Genomic DNA, 17,004 nt, shown 5'->3' with positions numbered 1-17,004 from the left:
TTAGATAATTGAATTACCTTTCTAGATAACTTAATTATCTAGAAAGGTAATTCAATATGAACATATTGAGTAGCTTTAATTGCTAACAAAGATTTTTATAAAATTAATATTGAAAAATTCATAAACTAAGAAGGTTATATCAATAATTCTGCAGTCGATCTTTTTTGTACCATTTTTTTTGTGATTATGAATTTTTGTATGTTTCTATGTGATGGTAGCTCATACATTATATCTAGCATTAGCTCTTCAATAATGCCGCGTAATGCCCTTGCTCCTACTTTTCTTCGATAAGCTTCTTCTGCAATTTCTTTAATTGCTTCTTTCGTAAATTCTAATTCAATATCATCCATACTTAATAATTTCTGATATTGCTTAACTAGAGCATTTCTTGGCTTAGTTAAAATAGTAGCAAGAGTCTCTTCAGTCAAAGTATTAAGAGACGCTATGACGGGAAGCCTACCTATAAGCTCTGGTATCATGCCAAATTTTATCAAATCATCTGAATTAACCTTTTGTCTTAGATCTATTGTTCCTTGATCTGAATATGAATCTTTTGAGTAAACAAATCCAACTGATTTTTTATTTATTCTTTTGTCAATAATCCCATCTAAGCTAATAAAAGCACCTCCACAAATAAATAAAATGTCTTTAGTATTAATTTGAATACAATTTTGGTGAGGGTGTTTTCTACCACCATTGGGGGATACATTAGCAATTGTACCTTCTAAAATTTTTAGTAAAGCTTGTTGAACCCCTTCTCCAGAAACATCACGTGTAGTAGAAAAATTTTCATTTTTACATGCAATTTTATCAATTTCATCTATATAGATTATTCCTCTTTGGGCTTTATGTATATCAAGATCTGCAACTTGTAATAACTTAAATAAAATATTTTCTACATCCTCTCCGACATAACCTGCTTCTGTTAAACTAGTTGCATCAGCAATCGCGAAAGGAACTTCTAAAATCTTTGCTAATGTTTGAGCAAGTAGTGTTTTACCTGAACCTGTTGGACCTATCAATAATATGTTAGATTTTTGTAGGTCAACAATATTATCCTCAACTTGTTTATCTTTTTCCTGGAGAAAGTTTAAACGTTTATAGTGATTATATACTGCGACTGAAAGAACTTTCTTTGCTTCATCCTGTCCAACAACGTATTCATCAAGATAATTCTTAACCTCTATAGGTTTTGAAATTTTCTCAAATGATGAACCACTTTTTTCAGAATACCGCTTACTGTAAATTCTTTTATATTGCGACGAAGATGTTGATTCTGCAGTAGATTCGACTGTAGAGTCTTCGTCTAGTAGAATTTCATTACAAAGGTCTACACATTCATTACAAATATAAACTCCTGGTCCTGCGATGAGTTTCCTTACATTTTCCTGAGATTTTCCACAGAATGAACATTTTAAGTGGGAATCATACTTAGACATAAGATGTTGAATTAGTAAGTAATACTATGAAAAAGCAGGTCAAGCATCTAATTTAAGAAATAACTTTATCAATCAAACCATATTCTACTGCTTCTTTCGATGACATAAAAAAGTCTCTCTCAGTATCCGCAGCTATAGTGTCAAAAGGTTTGCCAGTATGTTCAGATAGCATATTATTAAGCCTTTTCTTTATATACAATATCTCTTGAGCTTGAATAGCAATATCAACAGCTTGTCCCTGTGCTCCACCAAGAGGCTGATGTATCATTATACGAGAGCTAGGTAAAGCCATACGCTTACCTTTAGTTCCTCCCGATAATAAGAAAGCTCCCATGCTAGCAGCTAAACCAAAACAAATAGTAACAATATCAGGGCGAATTTGTTTCATAGTGTCGTAGATAGCTAATCCAGCATATACCGAGCCACCTGGAGAATTAATATAAAGTTGAATGTCTTTCTCAGGATCTTCTGAATCTAAGTATAAAAGCTGTGCAACAATAGAGTTGGCCATTTGATCATCTACAGGAGTCCCTAGAAATATAATACGCTCTCGTAATAATCTTGAATAAATATCAAAGGCTCTTTCCCCCATACCAGATTGCTCTACTACCATGGGGACTATATTTTCCATCTTTGCGTAATATTGATGAGATTCTTTACTGAAAATAGTAGGGCTTGATATTTGCGATTGAATCATAGTCTTTAATATTATATTTAACAAGAGATATGTATTTAGAAAATGTGCTATGAAGTTGTTTTTCAACTTAGTCTAGTTTTTACAAATAACTAGTAAGAAGATAATCAATTGGGCCTCATATTATTATATGTCTTATCTTAAGATTTTACAAAAATAAAAAGCAACAAAGTATCTTTCGATTTAATTACAATTACATGTAGTATTGAAAACTCAGAATTAATTTGATCTATAGCAATTACAGTTATGTTCCTACATTTTAATTCTAGAAAGAATACATAGATTTAAGAATATTAACAATCACTTTTGATGGAATATCGTTATAGACTTTGACTTTTCCTATCTTTTGGGGCAGAATAAATCTAATTTTTCCAGACTTGATTTTTTTGTCTAATTTTAAATTTTCTAAAATATTGTCTACCCTTAATGAATTAGGTATTTTTGTTGGTAATGATATTTTTTTAAGTAATTGTTCTTGACGTATTCTTAGATCTTCTCTCCATATCCCTAATAGTGAAGCAATTCTTCCTGCTGCTACCATACCTATAGAGACAGCTTCTCCATGAACTATGTCATGTTTACTTAAACTTTCTATAGAATGACCTATTGTGTGACCATAATTCAGGATTGCTCTTATACCTTTTTCACTTTCGTCCTGATTAACTATGTTAATTTTAGTTAGACAAGATTTGATAATTATTTTTTGAAGTATTTTTAAGTTGATGGTATTTAGGTCATTTAAAGTATCTTCGGACTCTAGATAAATAAATAGTTCCTTATCCCAAATCAAGCTATATTTGACTATTTCTGCCATTCCTGCTTTTAATTCTCTTATTGGTAAAGTTTTTAATACTACAGGATCTATGAATACTAGCCGAGGTGAATAAAAAGAACCAATTAAATTTTTTCCTTGAGAATAGTTAACTCCTGTTTTCCCTCCAATAGATGCATCTACCATGGCTAAAAGTGAAGTTGGAACTTGTATAAGATTAATTCCCCGTAGCCAAGTTGCCGCTACAAAACCTGCTACATCTCCAACTACTCCACCACCCAATGCAAGTAAAGTTGATGAACGCTCTATCCGATGTTTAAGAACGCTATCGTAAATCTTTTTAATATGGTCTAGTGTTTTACTGCATTCTCCTGAAGGAATTAAATAAAAAAAAACTTTAAACTTCTCTCTTGCTAGTGAGGATAAAATAATTTGACCATAGGTTGCAAAAATAAATGGATTAGAAATAATAAGAACTTTATTGTCAATATTTAATAATCTTAGATGTTTTCCTATACTAGTTAAGGAATTAGGAGAAATTACTATATTGTAATTTGAGGTAGATAATTTAGCTGAAATAATAGATGACATAATTATGAGTTATGACTAAATACGTATAAGTCGATTGAACATTTAAATAAAGTAAATAATCAATTTTTTAGTTTTTAATTTTAGAATATAAAAATTTAAATTCTTAGTACCGTAATGCTTGAATTAAAAGTCTCAGACTACTCTTGATAAAGATTAATTTTTGAGACCATAACATTATTAATTATGAATTATATAATTACTATATTAAAATATTTTCAATTAAATTTTATTTATAAAAATTCATTAAAACAAAAGAATGATATTAGAAAGAATACAAAATTAACATTTATTATTTGATGGAAAACTAATATATATCTTATATATATCTTAGTTAAGTTTTTGAAATCATTTCGTAAAAAAAATATATGATTCTTACAAGGACTATTGTTTATTAAAAGTGTTACAATATCCGGATTGAACATCAAAAATATATGTAGAATTTATCTACCATGATCAAGTTTTCAAGACGATTATTCCTAAGTGGATTAACAACACTAGCAGTTATTAGTGCAATGCAAATAACTACTAGTTGCTCAGACAAAGGTAAAATCAGTAACAATCTGAGTGATAAAAGTTTAGGAGAAGTTAATCTATATTCTTCTCGTCACTACAATACTGATACAGAATTGTATGAGGGTTTTACAAAAGAGACAGGGATTCAGGTTAACTTAGTTGAAGGAAGTGCTGATGAACTAATTGAGAGAATTAGAAGTGAAGGAGAAAACACCAAAGCAGATGTTTTCATGACAGTAGATGTTGGAAGATTATGGCGTGCTCAAAAAACAAATATTTTCATGCCTATTAGCTCTCCTATATTAGAAGAAAGAATACCAGCTCCTCTACGTGAAAAAAATGGATATTGGTTTGGGTTTACTAAAAGATCACGTGTAATTGTTTATAATAAAAGTAAAGTTAAACCTGAAGAACTTTCAACATATGAGTCTTTGGCTGATACTAAATGGAAAGATCGAATAATTATTCGACCATCTAGTAATATTTATAACCAATCTCTAGTTGCTTCTCTTATCGAAGCTAATGGAGAAGAGGCTACAGAAAAATGGGTAAGAGGTTTTGTTGCTAACTTTGCTCGTCCTCCCCAAAGTAATGATACTGGGCAAATTAGAGATGTGGCTGCAGGTGTAGGTGATATTACTTTAGCAAATACATACTATATGGCGCGTTTTGCTAAATCTGATGATCCAATAGACAAAGAAGTAATTAAAAAAATCGGAGTATTTTTTCCTAATCAAGAAGGTAGGGGAGCTCATATAAATATTAGCGGAGCTGGAGTTGTAAGAAATTCACCCAATCAGGCTAATGCTATTAAATTTTTAGAATATTTAACTAGTAGTAAAGCTCAAGAATTTTTTGCAAGAGGAAATGACGAATATCCCGTTGTAGAAGGTGCAATTCTTGATCCAGTCTTAAAAAGTTTTGGGACTTTTAAAGCTGATGATACTAACATTGCTTCTTTCGGCGAAAACTTATCTACTGCTGTTAAAGTTATGAATCGTGCAGGATGGAAATAGTTAACTCTATTATTGGTAACTATATCAATAATAGAATTAACCTATCATACATGCATATTCTGAAATCAATTACTGTTAAATTATCTTAAAATTATGATTAACAATAATTTTAATTAAGAAAATATCATTTAAAAAGCTTGTTACAATCATTTTATGAATTATAAAACTTGTCTATACTAGCTATACTTATTCTTAGAAAATAGATACAGTGTTCAGATTAATAGATATTACTTTCTCTAAACAATCAACATGAATAATTAAAGTATGTATTTCTATAGCCTTTAAAGGTTAGTAATTCTCTTACTTTTGACAACAAGTATTCTAAAAATAAATAAGGCGGTATAAACTCGTTTAGTGTATACCGCCTTATTTATTTTTATCCTTAACGATAACTTCTCTTACGTTGTCGTTGTTTAGCAAGAGCTTTACGTTTACGTTTTTCAATTGGAGTCTCAAAATGACGATTTTTTTTCATATCATAGAAAATACCAGCTTTGCTGACTTGCCTTTTAAAGCGACGTAAAGCTGATTCAATACCCTCATTCTCTCCGCGAATAATTTGGGTCATTTAGTTCTTACCTCCTGAAATTGTCTATGTACTAATAAAATTAAGTCGAGAATGTTCTAACTATTAATTTTTACTAATAAACAAATTTTATTAATATATAACTCCAGCTTCGAACCATTCTATTAAAATTTTTTTAATATTTATTATGCTTTTGATTTTTAGAATCAATAACTAATAACGGCGATTATTAAAAGATTTTTTATTTTTTCCTGGTCTAGCTTTACTTAATTTTAGTAATCGACCCATTAATTTAGAATCATTAAGTGCATCAATAGCAACATCTTCTTATCTTCTGATTACATTTTGACAAAATTAAATCTAATAAGTCTTCTAGTTTCCTTACTTACAAGGTATCTGAATTCTTTTAAAAGTAAATGTTTTGTAAAAAATTGTTTCAGGTCATTTTGACTGCTTCATAAGATAGATTGCTAACGTAAATTGATGTAAACGTGTTCTAAAGTTAATGTATAGGATTAAATTAATCTACTGTTTTCGAATGGCTATCGATAAAATAATTCTCGCTTGTTAATATTAACATAGTTTCCAACTTTGTTGTTGAGAATATGACACTACACTGAAATTAAATAATATAATTAAAACTCTAATATTAATCATTAAACATAAGATATTATGCTTTAACAAGAATAATGTCTTATATATTGCTACTTTTAGGAGCTAATTTTACATTTTTAGCCAATCCTAAAAACCTAAGAAATTTAATAGTTATCCAAGTAATATCAATTTCCCACCAAGTTATTCCATGACGAGCAGAATATTGATAGGCATGATGGTTATTATGCCACCCCTCTCCAAAAGTCAATAATGCTACCCACCAGCAGTTACGAGAATTGTCATTAGACTTATAGCTTTGATATCCAAATTTATGAGTAGCACTATTAACAAACCAAGTAAAATGGAGAACAACTACTAAACGAACAAATATACCCCATACTACAAAAGCTTTTCCTCCTAAGAAGTAAAGAAATACTCCAAGAAAAAGTTGAATTGGAATCATGAAAATTTGACAAAACTTATAAAAATGATCTTCACTAATATCTTGAGTGTAAAGAGAAATATATTTATCTGCAGGAATTTTATGTATTATCCATCCCATGTGACTCCACCAGAATCCGCGTTTGGAATCATGAGGATCTGACTTCGTATCAGAAAATTTGTGGTGAATACGATGCAAACCAACCCACTGAATAACTCCGCCTTGACAAGCTAATGTTCCACAAAAAACTAATAAATATTCTAGCCATTTAGGAGTTTGAAAACTACGATGAGAAACTAATCTATGAAAACCTAACGTGATTCCCAAAGCTCCTGTGACCCAATAAAAAAAAATAGCTATACCAACAGCTCCCCAACTAAAGTTGCTTGGTGATAAAGCAAATAATGCGAAGGAATGAATTAAAATCATATAAACAATAATTGTCCAGTCACGGGGAAGTTTTTTCGATGTGGTAACAATCATGTAAAAACCTCAATATTTAATGTTATTAACAATACTTGGCAATTTTATTAACCTAGTTTGGCAAGCTTTTAAAGAATAAATATTATACTTACATATAAAGCACTATATTGAAATTAGATATTAAAAAAAATATTTGTCGTTTCACCTGAGTTAAGATCAATTTACTTGATTATTTTTAGAATATTTAAACATCACTAATATTTTGTTTGGAGTTACAATTTGAACATTTCAACACTTATACAAGAAGCAGAAAGTATTCTATCACCGATTTTTTTTGATATTGATCAGAGAGTTAAGCAAAATCTCAAAAAAACTTTAAATTCTTTTCATTATTATCATTTAGGAACTCATCATTTTTCAAGTGTTACAGGATATGGACATAATGACTCTGGAAGAGAAGTATTAGATAAAGTTGTTGCTAAAATACTTGGTGCCGAATCAGCTATTGTTCGTATACAATTCGTATCAGGAACACATGCGATTGCTTCCGCATTATTTGGAGTTCTGCGCCCAGGAGATGAGATGGTGTCAGTTACGGGTAAGCCATATGACACATTAGAAGAAGTTATTGGATTAAGAGGAAATCACCAAGGTTCTTTAAAAGATTTTCATATCAAATATCGTCAACTAGAGCTAACTAATAAAGGAACGATTGATTGGAATAATTTGAAAATGGCAATTAATTTGTCTACTAAATTAGTTTTTATTCAACGCTCTTGCGGATATTCTTGGCGACCAAGCTTATCTATTTCAGATATTAAAAAAATTGTACAAATTGTTAAAAAACAAAATCCACATGTAATATGTTTTGTAGATAATTGTTACGGTGAATTCGCAGAAGAATTAGAGCCAACTGAAGTTGGTATTGATCTGATGGCTGGTTCTCTAATTAAGAATCTAGGAGGAACTATCGTTAATAGTGGAGGCTATGTTGCAGGCAATAAAAAACTTGTAGAGATGGCCGCTTGTCGATTAACTTCTCCAGGTATTGGAAGTATGGGAGGGGCCACACTAAACCAGAATAGATTATTATTTCAAGGCTTATTTTTAGCTCCACAAATGGTTGGAGAATCAATCAAAGGGAGTCATTTATTAGCTTATATTTTTGATAAGCTTGGTTACGAAGTAAATCCTTTACCTATGTCTACTCGAAGGGATACTATACAAGCTATTAAACTAGGATCTGTCGAAAAATTAATAACTTTTTGTCGCACAATGCAATCTTATTCCCCAGTAGGTTCTTATTTAGATCCAATTCCTTCTCAAATGTCGGGTTATGAAGATCAACTAATAATGGCTGGAGGGACTTTTATAGATGGCAGCACTTCCGAGTTATCAGCTGATGGTCCTCTAAGAGAGCCGTATATTGTTTTTTGTCAGGGGGGTACTCATTGGACACATATTTCTTTAATTTTAGAAAAGATAATTAAAGAAATAGAACTATGTTCATAAATAATTATTGTTGTCTAAACAAATAAATATTCGTAATACTTACTTTAAGAAGACTAGTAGTCTATAGTTTTGTAGTCTTGCTACATTGATGACAAAGTTTTTTCTAAATCATGGAATTCTGCCAAACTTTTTTCAGCTGCTTCCTCGTCTAAAATAGTTAAAGCAAAACCTACATGAACAATAACGTAATCTCCTATATTAGCTTGAGGAACATAAGCTAAGCTAACTTCTTTAATAACTCCATTAAAGCTAACTTTCCCTTTCTTCAATAAAGGTTTTTCACCACTAATACTAATTATTTTTCCAGGTACTGCTAAACACATAAAAATTTATAATAAATAATATTGAGTTTATAAAACTCAAGGATTGTCTTTCGTTCATGTACAAAAAATATACGAAAGCTCATAATTATTCAAAGTCTCTCATATTTAGATAGAGAGACTTTGAGGAAAGAACAGTTAATTATTTAGGCTTCAGATTCAACATGCATAAATAATAAGCCCATAACTGTAAATGCTAAAACAGCCATTAAAGGAACAAATATCACGGGTAAGTAAGGAAGTGCATATGTACCTAGCATTCTTTTATACTCCTATTTTTTTAGAGTGCCATATCATGAATCTTATCTGTCAGGTTTCCTTTAATTGGTCAATTATAAAGATTCTTAACATTCTATATTAAAAGAAGTTAAAAATGGGGGTACAGTAAAATATACTGCAGACAAGTTGGACAACTTATACTAAGTGATTAATATGACAACAAAAGTAATTCAACATTGTGAAGATGCTAATTTAGCCACTCCTTTTAATTCATCAGGATTTACTCTCGCTTTTATTAGAAATTTACCTGCTTACCGTAAAGGATTATCTGCAAACCGTCGTGGTTTAGAAGTTGGTATGGCTCATGGTTATTTTCTTTATGGACCATTCGCTATTTTAAATCCATTACGTAATACAGAACAGGCTGCTGTAACAGGAGTTATAGCTACTATTGGTTTAATTTCTATTTTGACCATTGCCTTATCTATGTACGCCGAAAGAAGCTCCAAAAAACCTTTGGCTACCATAACAGCTCCAGAAGCTCCTGAAAATTTGGGCACTTCTGAAGGCTGGAGCGAGTTTGCTAATGGTTTCTTTATGGGTGGTTGTGGAGGAGGATTTTTTGCTTATCTTCTTTGCCAAACGCCTCATGTAGAACTTTTACAAGAAGTTGTAAAAGGTGTTTGGTCTGTACATTAAGAATAATTTAGGCTTTCTATAGTCCTATCCAAGCTTTACACTGATTGAATAATTAGTGTAAAGCTTATTTTTTTCAAAAAGAAAGATCTACATTACTTATATTAAAATTTAGGCGAAATTATTTTGATTAATATATAAAGTAAATTTCACTCATCATGATTTATATTAATTTAGATAGTAAAATAAATGTATGGTAATTAAAAAAATATTTATTATTTTATTTTCTTGTAAAACTTACTAACTATTCGCAAGAATATACTAAAACTTTTTGTAGGATCTACTGTAAACAAAGACAGTTAAATCATGTGAAACATCTAATTTAATTAGATGTCTTAAACAAGATAATTAAAACCATAAATGATTTTTTTAAGATAAATCTATTAAGTGAATAAAAATATACGATCACATTAGTTATTTTTTATGACTTCTATTCCAAGCTCTGGAACTAATATACCCTAAAAGAATTGTTGCACCTAAAGTAAAGCCCCAACCACTAGGAATATTAGATAATCCCAGTGCAATACTTCCTACCCATAAAGTTAAAGTATAAATAAATAATACAGTTAAACGATGTGATATACCTGCTTGAATTAAGCGATGGTGTAAATGACGTTTATCTGCTATGAAAGGCGACTTTCTTTGGCTAATACGAGAAATAATAACAACTGACATGTCCAAGATTGGGACAGCCAAAACGACGAAAGGTAATAGTACTGCTGTAAATGCTACAGTAGCCATTGTTGCTATTTTAACTAATCCAATAGCTCCTACTCCTGCTAAGGTAAATCCCATAAAGTATGCCCCACCATCCCCCATAAAAATAATTGCAGGATTAAAGTTATATCGTAAAAATCCTAATGCAGAGCCAGCTAAGGCTGCAGATATCAAAGCTGCAGAAGGTTGCTCCATGAAAAGAGTAAGAACCATCATAACGACAGCAGAGATACCACAAACTCCGGCAGCCAATCCATCTAATCCATCAATCCAGTTGATAGCATTAGCCATTCCTACTAGCCAAATCACGGTAACAGGAAGACTTAACCAACCAATATGTACTAAACTTAAATTTCCAAAAGGAACTGATAAAAAGTCAACACGAACGCCAACACCCCAAGCTATACTCGCAACAATAACTTGTAAGATTAGACGATATAAAGGACTTAAATCATAAAGATCATCAATTAATCCAATGAAAAAAAATGTAACTCCTCCAATGATGACCCCCCAAATTTCCCATTCTTTCTGAGTAGGTAACCATCCAAACCCTCCAAGAATCCAAACAAAAAGTAAGGCAGTAATAGTTCCAGCAAAAACAGAAATACCCCCTAGCCTTACCATTGGACGCTGATGCATTTTACGGTTATTAGCGTCGTTTTGAGGGTTGTCGACTAATCCTTTCTTTTGTCCAACTTTGTTGATAATAGGCGTTATCCACCAAACCATTATAAGCGCGATAGAAAAAGCGATTAAATTATACAGTTCCATTTGCATTAGCATGGGTTTGGTTTTTTATTAGGTATATGTATAATATTTACCTTAAATTACTCTATTGTAACTAAATCTGTAAACTGCAATCTTAATTTTAACTAAGTTAATAATAATTTTGTGACATTTCTGTCTTCGAACATATAATTTTAAATACACAGTGTTTCTAAATATCAAAATACTAATATGTGTACGTTAAGATAGGAGGTTGTCTTAAATATTAATAAAAAAGTTATTAAATAGTCTTTCTATGACCATAAAAATTTATAGTGTTTTTTATACATTTGATATTCATAATACTCGACTAGTTTCATCTAGGATAATATTATGTTTTCATAATTCATAATATATTTTTATCGTGATCAAGAAAGTCTGTGTTTTGGGTTTAGATGTTGGTAAAAAAAGGATTGGCGTTGCAGGATGTGATGGAACTGGTTTAATAGCTACAGAATTAATAACTATTCATCGTCAATCATTTACATCTGATATTGAAAAATTGAAAAAATTGATAGAGACAAGAGAAGCAACAAAGTTAGTTGTTGGACTACCTATTTTAATGGATGGAAGTTTGGGATCTCAAGCTAAGCAGATACAAAAGTTTGGTAATCGTATTTCTACAATTTTAAATCTACCTATAGAATATATTGATGAGAGATTCACTTCATTAGAAGCTGTATCAGAATTAAAAGCACAAAGAAAGTACTCTAGTTATGAGAAGGGATTAGTTGATTGCTATGCTGCTAAAATAATTCTACAGCGGTGGTTAGATCAAAGACATATTGCTTCTTAAAATGTTGTAGACAGTTGACATCTTTATAAATTTATACTATATTGATAGCTGCAGCTTAAGATGCGGGTATAGCTCAGTGGTAGAGCGTCACCTTGCCAAGGTGAATGTCGCGCGTTCGAATCGCGTTACCCGCTTATTCAAATAAATTGTCTATTGAGATCAATTTTTGTCTTGTTCAATTAAATAACTCATTCTAGTGTTACAAAGAAATATAACCTATGCGTTAAAAACCAATTATTCTATTTGCATGACAACTAAAGTCATATCATCATTATCATCATTTTCTGAACCAACAAAATTTTCAATTTGATTAAATACATAATCAAGAATTTCTTGAGAATTTTTATATTTTTGACATCCTTCCTCAAATACTTTGATAAGGTTTTTCTCATCAAAGCGAAGACCTTTTTTATTGACAGCATCTGTAAAACCATCAGTATAGTAGAGAACTACATCTCCAGAAGAAAGTTGTACTTGACCATCTTCATACTGAGAATCAGGATCTAGTCCAATTAGCATACCTTCTGTATCTAATTTTTGAATATTATGCGCTGCCCCTTTCCAAAGTAAAGGAGGATTGTGAGCAGCGTTACTATAAGATAAACAACCGTTTTGAGGATTGTATTCAGAGTAAAATAGTGTTACAAAACGATGAGAGTTATCTAGATCAACATACATAAAATGATTAAGATGTTGAAGTATTTGTGCAGGAGAATGACGATGTAAGACTTCTGCTCTAAGCATACCTCTGGTCATTGTCATAATTAAACCTGCAGGCACTCCTTTCCCCATGACATCCCCTATGACAATACTCCAAGGTACGCAAGTAAATCTATCATCTTGTTTAAAATCTTTATTTTGTAAAAATTGATCATAATTTGTAGGAATAAAATCGTAATAATCTCCTCCTACTCGACTGGCAGTTTGACAACGAGCTGCTAAATTTACGCCCTTTATTTTAGGGCATTGACGAGGCAATAAGCGAAGCTGAATCTCTGATGCAATTTCTAGTTCTCTATCCTGTCTTTCTTTAGAGCGCAACTCTACAGTTAGTTCATTATTTGCGATCGCTACTGATGTTTGATCGGAAACTAACTGTAACAACTTTCGCTTAGTTTGAGTCCATGAGTATTCTGAATCACTACTAAAAATATAAATACGTCCTCTCTCTACATTTTTGACCAAGATAGGGGTACTGTAAAGACAACTCTTTTTACCTAAAACATTAGAAATCTTTTCATCTAAAGATGTTGATAAAATCGAATTTATTTGTTTATTATTTGTTTTGTTAATAACACTAGAGATAGCCTCTCTAATCTCTTGGTTCATTTGATGATCTTGACAATGTAGCTGTTCTAGTGACAAATATCCGCTGTTATTAACTAGTATCAATGCGCTACAGTCAGCATCAGTAACTCTGGCTGCCATCAACGGAGCTAATTCCAAAAATTGATTTAGATTATTAAAGCTTCTTAGAGCAAATCCTAAAGAACTAAGTAAATTTTGAATTTTATTTTGCTCTCGACATAAATTAGCTACAATTTCTTTAAGCGCAAGAACTGGCGTAGACTCTGTAGTAGAAGAGCTACCTGCTAGAATGTTTTTTTTTGAAGATTCGCTGGAGATTGACTTAATAGCCATAGTATCAGCCAATGAGGTTATTAATTACTAAAAATTAAGTTTTTTGATTCTAAGATATTGGAATTCTTAAAAGAATGTACTATTTTAATATGACATATATTAAAGTTAGTTCAATACATAGCAATATTAATTGTCTTAAATATACCAAATAATTTTTAAAAATTGTTTAGTATATTTAACATTGTGCAGAAATAACAATTTACAAAGTCACAATTAAGTAAGCATATTATTAAAACATGCTAAAAATGAGGAAAGTTGCCAATATTGAAAGACAGTTGTTGAATAAAAATATTCATATCTAATAATAAGTTGATTAATATCCTATTTTATAGACTACTACAGTAGTCTATTCGGTTATTATTTATAGATAATAATTACCTATAATTTATTTTTATTACAAGATTTCCATGTTAATAAAGTTGCAAACTATAAAGGATTACTTTTAGGAACGCCAATATCACGGGGAAAACACTTAGGTGTTAAATGTGTTTTTTGTACATAGACAAAATGACGAACACTTTTAGTTAAAGGAGTCTTTGATTCTTTTACTAAAATTAGCTTACCTCCTAGTCTTTTTAAAGCAACTTTTAATAGTTGCTCTTCTTGTATGCTCCAATTTCCACGATATAGTACTCCTATTCCTCCTATATTTAAAAATGGTAAGATATATTCACTACAAGTAGAAGACTCGCCTACTGCACGAATTAGAGCTATGTCATATTTTCCTCTAAACCTTGAATCATGAGCAATCTTTTCTGCCCTACCAGTTAATGCCCAAGAGTTTTCTAGCTCTAATATTTTTAATAAAAAATTAACAACTTCTATTTTCTTTCGCCTAGAATCTAAAAGAGTAAAATCCCATATAGGAAAAACAATATTAATAGGAAGTCCAGGAAAACCACCTCCTGTACCAATATCAATAACTTTCATTTTCCTTGAGTATTGAAAAAATGGTAATCCAACAACTCCTGCAATAGAATCCCAGAGATGTTTCTCCCAAAATTCCTCAGGTTTTACAATACGGGTTAAATTAACTTGATTGTTGATTAATATTATTTCTTGGTATAGTTCTTCCCATTGGTCTAAATGTTTTTCTGTTGGCTTCCAATTTATTTCTTGTTCCCAAATTTTTGCAAATATTGGTAATTGATTTTTCATAATGATTCCTATTATGGAGATTATACTTAAAAAGTAGTAGAGCTAGTCTAGTTACCCTAGAATCATAATTTTAAATATTATAAAGTCATTGAAGATTTATAAAACTCGACTTTGTATATACTCTAATTTATTGAAAAACTATATATGGAAGTTATAAATATTTAAAAATATTTACTGAATTATTTCAAATAGTTTTATCTAAGAGCAATGAATAATTAAAAATAATCTGGTTTTAAGGTTTCTTAGTTTATTTTGTCATTTTGTAAAAGTTTAACTACTTTCTTTCGAATTCTTTGGTGTTTTTCCACTCCTTCATATGCAAAACGATTTAAGTTTTTATGAATAATCTCTTTTTCAATGTATTTTATTCGACTATTCGGGTCAGGATGTGTTGATAACCAAGCAGGTGGACTATTTTTATGTTCGGAGTTCATGGTTACCATTAAATTACGAACTCCATCTGCAGCAAATCCAGTAGCTGCCAATAATCTTGTTCCAAATAAGTCAGCTTGCTCTTCCATGCTACGACTATGAGCTAATACTGTTAGATTACTGGCCAATCCTCCAATATAAGGTATGTAATCTACAACACTGCTGACCAAGGCTCCTCTGGTCATCTGCTGAAATCCATGTGATAGAACAGAATGAGCTAACTCATGAGCTAACAAACCAGCAATTTCAGCTTCTGAAGAAGTTTTGGCAATCGCTCCTAAATTGATAAATACTTTTCCTCCAGGTAAAGCAAAAGCATTGATATTTTTATCCATTACTACAAAAAATTCATATTTAAATTCATCTCTCCCGGCAACTTTTGCAAGCTTATCACCAATTTGATTGATATATAGATTGATTTCTTGATCTTCAACCAAAGTAAAGCGGTTTTTAAATCCTTCCATATAACTTTCACCAATTGTTGATTCTCCTTGCAAAAGAAGATAACTTGTTTGTATGGTAGAAAGAGGTGCAAGAATATTGCCCATCAAAGCTACTCCGATACCATTCATGACAGCATTACCCAGCATGTTCCAAGTCATTTTGTTTTTTAAGTCAGTTTGATAACGAGCTAAATTTTTGTCAGCTGATAATCTAAATTCTTCGTTTAAAAAATGTTCTTGATTAAATATGACAAACTGACGAGCTGTAAGAGATGCAGCTAACCAATCTTTTGATTGTTCATTTGACTTGATTTTAGCTTTAACTAGAGGGGCCTCGTTAGGATATAAATGCATTGCCTTTTTTAATACATCTAAAGCTTCCTCATGTTGATTATTCACATTTAAGAATTCTGCAAATTTAAGATGTCCAGGAATAAATTCAGGATGGTTCTTAGATAATAACTGCAAAGATGCTAAAGGTTTACTCTGATAAATAATATTATCTTCTAAGCTCTCTTTATACAGGCGCCAGTAAACGCTTCCTCCCGGTGATAAATACTCTGATTCATATACTGCTTCAGCAAGATTATCGCGATCTATTTCTTTTTCGTCAGCAAAAGAATCTTTTGCATCCTTATAAAATTTTTCTGCTAATAAAGTCTCACCACATCTATAAAAAAAATCTGCTTTGATTAAAATAGGATAGCGATTTATTTCGTCATTAGAAATAATGATAATTTTTTCTTTATCGCTTGTTGATTCTAATTTATTAATCTTCGATTTTTTTAAATCTAAACTAGAAGAGTCATCTATTAACGACACTACGATATTTTCATCAATATTGACTAAGTTAGTAAGAGGATGCTCTAGCTTAGGGGGTTGATCTGTACAACTTTTATCAACGGTTTGATTATTTTTAGATGTTGCAAGATAGAGTGGATTAGGGATTAAATATTTTTTTTGGTTCTTATTTATAAAAGTTTTTCTTTTACTTAGTGATATTTTCTTAACATCTTTTCTGTGTAAAGTAGAATGATTTTCTATTATAGAGACTCTATCATTATGATATTCTTTGGATAAAACAAGGTTAGGAAAAATCAAACCTATGCCAATAAATAATAAATAACATTGTAATCTCATAAAATAAATCTTTATTATGTAGTTAATAGTTAAATTTAACAAATAACATCTTAAATGATATCTATTGCTGTATGCATGATATGAATTTTTTTGCTGATAGAATTTATTGTGTGTTATAAATCTTAATATCTATACTCTTTTTTTAATCAGGTATC

General features: G+C 30.8%; 15 protein-coding genes and 1 tRNA gene. 5 read left to right on the top strand and 11 right to left on the bottom strand.

Annotated elements, in window-relative coordinates; all coding sequences use genetic code 11:
• Positions 1–134: 134 nt before the first annotated feature.
• From clpX to aroB, 3 genes are all read right to left on the bottom strand, one after another.
• Positions 135–1,439: an ATP-dependent protease ATP-binding subunit ClpX gene (gene clpX, locus UCYN_RS02615; RefSeq protein ID WP_012953950.1), complete on the bottom strand. Its 1,305-nt coding sequence runs from the start codon at positions 1,437–1,439 to the stop codon at positions 135–137.
• A 52-nt stretch (positions 1,440–1,491) separates the two neighbouring features.
• Positions 1,492–2,136, bottom strand: coding sequence for an ATP-dependent Clp endopeptidase proteolytic subunit ClpP (gene clpP, locus UCYN_RS02610; protein WP_012953949.1), 645 nt, complete (start codon positions 2,134–2,136; stop codon positions 1,492–1,494).
• Positions 2,137–2,398: 262 nt separating this feature from the next.
• A complete protein-coding gene (gene aroB, locus UCYN_RS02605) occupies positions 2,399–3,496 on the bottom strand; it encodes a 3-dehydroquinate synthase (protein ID WP_012953948.1) in 1,098 nt (365 codons plus the stop codon).
• Positions 3,497–3,945: 449 nt separating this feature from the next.
• Here aroB and UCYN_RS02600 point away from each other — a divergent pair, with 449 nt between their 5' ends.
• Positions 3,946–5,025: a Fe(3+) ABC transporter substrate-binding protein gene (locus tag UCYN_RS02600; RefSeq protein ID WP_012953947.1), complete on the top strand. Its 1,080-nt coding sequence runs from the start codon at positions 3,946–3,948 to the stop codon at positions 5,023–5,025.
• A gap of 382 nt (positions 5,026–5,407) precedes the next feature.
• Here the strand turns inward: UCYN_RS02600 and rpsU are convergent, their stop codons facing one another.
• Together rpsU and UCYN_RS02590 are read right to left on the bottom strand one after the other, a co-directional pair.
• Positions 5,408–5,593 carry a 30S ribosomal protein S21 gene (rpsU, locus tag UCYN_RS02595; RefSeq protein ID WP_012953946.1) on the bottom strand — a complete coding sequence of 62 codons (186 nt, stop codon included), beginning with the start codon at positions 5,591–5,593 and terminating at the stop codon, positions 5,408–5,410.
• Positions 5,594–6,245: 652 nt separating this feature from the next.
• Positions 6,246–7,070, bottom strand: coding sequence for an acyl-CoA desaturase (locus UCYN_RS02590; RefSeq protein WP_012953945.1), 825 nt, complete (start codon positions 7,068–7,070; stop codon positions 6,246–6,248).
• 219 nt (positions 7,071–7,289) lie between these two features.
• On the opposite strand from UCYN_RS02590, the gene UCYN_RS02585 reads away from it, so the two are divergent.
• On the top strand, positions 7,290–8,522 hold the full coding sequence (locus UCYN_RS02585) for a methionine gamma-lyase family protein (protein WP_012953944.1): 1,233 nt from the start codon (positions 7,290–7,292) through the stop codon (positions 8,520–8,522).
• An 80-nt stretch (positions 8,523–8,602) separates the two neighbouring features.
• On the opposite strand, the gene UCYN_RS02580 is transcribed toward UCYN_RS02585, so the two are convergent.
• The gene (locus UCYN_RS02580) at positions 8,603–8,845 is read right to left on the bottom strand and encodes a HypC/HybG/HupF family hydrogenase formation chaperone (protein ID WP_012953943.1); all 243 of its coding nucleotides are present in this window, start codon (positions 8,843–8,845) and stop codon (positions 8,603–8,605) included.
• Between the two features lie 143 nt (positions 8,846–8,988).
• On the bottom strand, positions 8,989–9,102 hold the full coding sequence (locus tag UCYN_RS02575; protein ID WP_012953942.1) for a hypothetical protein: 114 nt from the start codon (positions 9,100–9,102) through the stop codon (positions 8,989–8,991).
• A gap of 172 nt (positions 9,103–9,274) precedes the next feature.
• Between UCYN_RS02575 and UCYN_RS02570 the strand changes: the two genes are divergently transcribed.
• Positions 9,275–9,760, top strand: coding sequence for a photosystem I reaction center subunit XI (locus tag UCYN_RS02570; protein ID WP_012953941.1), 486 nt, complete (start codon positions 9,275–9,277; stop codon positions 9,758–9,760).
• Between the two features lie 411 nt (positions 9,761–10,171).
• Here UCYN_RS02570 and UCYN_RS02565 read toward each other — a convergent pair whose 3' ends face one another.
• Entirely contained in the window at positions 10,172–11,251 is a 1,080-nt protein-coding gene (locus tag UCYN_RS02565) for a glycosyltransferase family 4 protein (RefSeq protein ID WP_201763752.1), read from the bottom strand.
• A 355-nt stretch (positions 11,252–11,606) separates the two neighbouring features.
• On the opposite strand from UCYN_RS02565, the gene ruvX reads away from it, so the two are divergent.
• Positions 11,607–12,035, top strand: a complete 429-nt coding sequence (gene ruvX, locus UCYN_RS02560; protein WP_041487838.1) for a Holliday junction resolvase RuvX — start codon at positions 11,607–11,609, stop codon at positions 12,033–12,035.
• A gap of 62 nt (positions 12,036–12,097) precedes the next feature.
• Positions 12,098–12,169: transfer RNA gene (locus tag UCYN_RS02555), tRNA-Gly, on the top strand.
• Positions 12,170–12,269: 100 nt separating this feature from the next.
• On the opposite strand, the gene UCYN_RS02550 is transcribed toward UCYN_RS02555, so the two are convergent.
• The 3 genes from UCYN_RS02550 to UCYN_RS02540 all read right to left on the bottom strand — a co-directional run bounded on the left by UCYN_RS02550 (position 12,270) and on the right by UCYN_RS02540 (position 16,849).
• Positions 12,270–13,661, bottom strand: coding sequence for a GAF domain-containing SpoIIE family protein phosphatase (locus UCYN_RS02550; protein WP_407078874.1), 1,392 nt, complete (start codon positions 13,659–13,661; stop codon positions 12,270–12,272).
• A gap of 441 nt (positions 13,662–14,102) precedes the next feature.
• Positions 14,103–14,834, bottom strand: a complete 732-nt coding sequence (rsmG, locus tag UCYN_RS02545) for a 16S rRNA (guanine(527)-N(7))-methyltransferase RsmG (RefSeq protein ID WP_012953937.1) — start codon at positions 14,832–14,834, stop codon at positions 14,103–14,105.
• A 242-nt stretch (positions 14,835–15,076) separates the two neighbouring features.
• A complete protein-coding gene (locus UCYN_RS02540) occupies positions 15,077–16,849 on the bottom strand; it encodes a M48 family metallopeptidase (protein ID WP_012953936.1) in 1,773 nt (590 codons plus the stop codon).
• Between the last annotated feature and the right edge of the window lie 155 nt (positions 16,850–17,004).

Source organism: Candidatus Atelocyanobacterium thalassa isolate ALOHA, assembly GCF_000025125.1.
Classification (GTDB): Bacteria; Cyanobacteriota; Cyanobacteriia; order Cyanobacteriales; family Microcystaceae; genus Atelocyanobacterium; species Atelocyanobacterium thalassae.
This window is presented reverse-complemented; position numbering and strand designations above follow the sequence as displayed.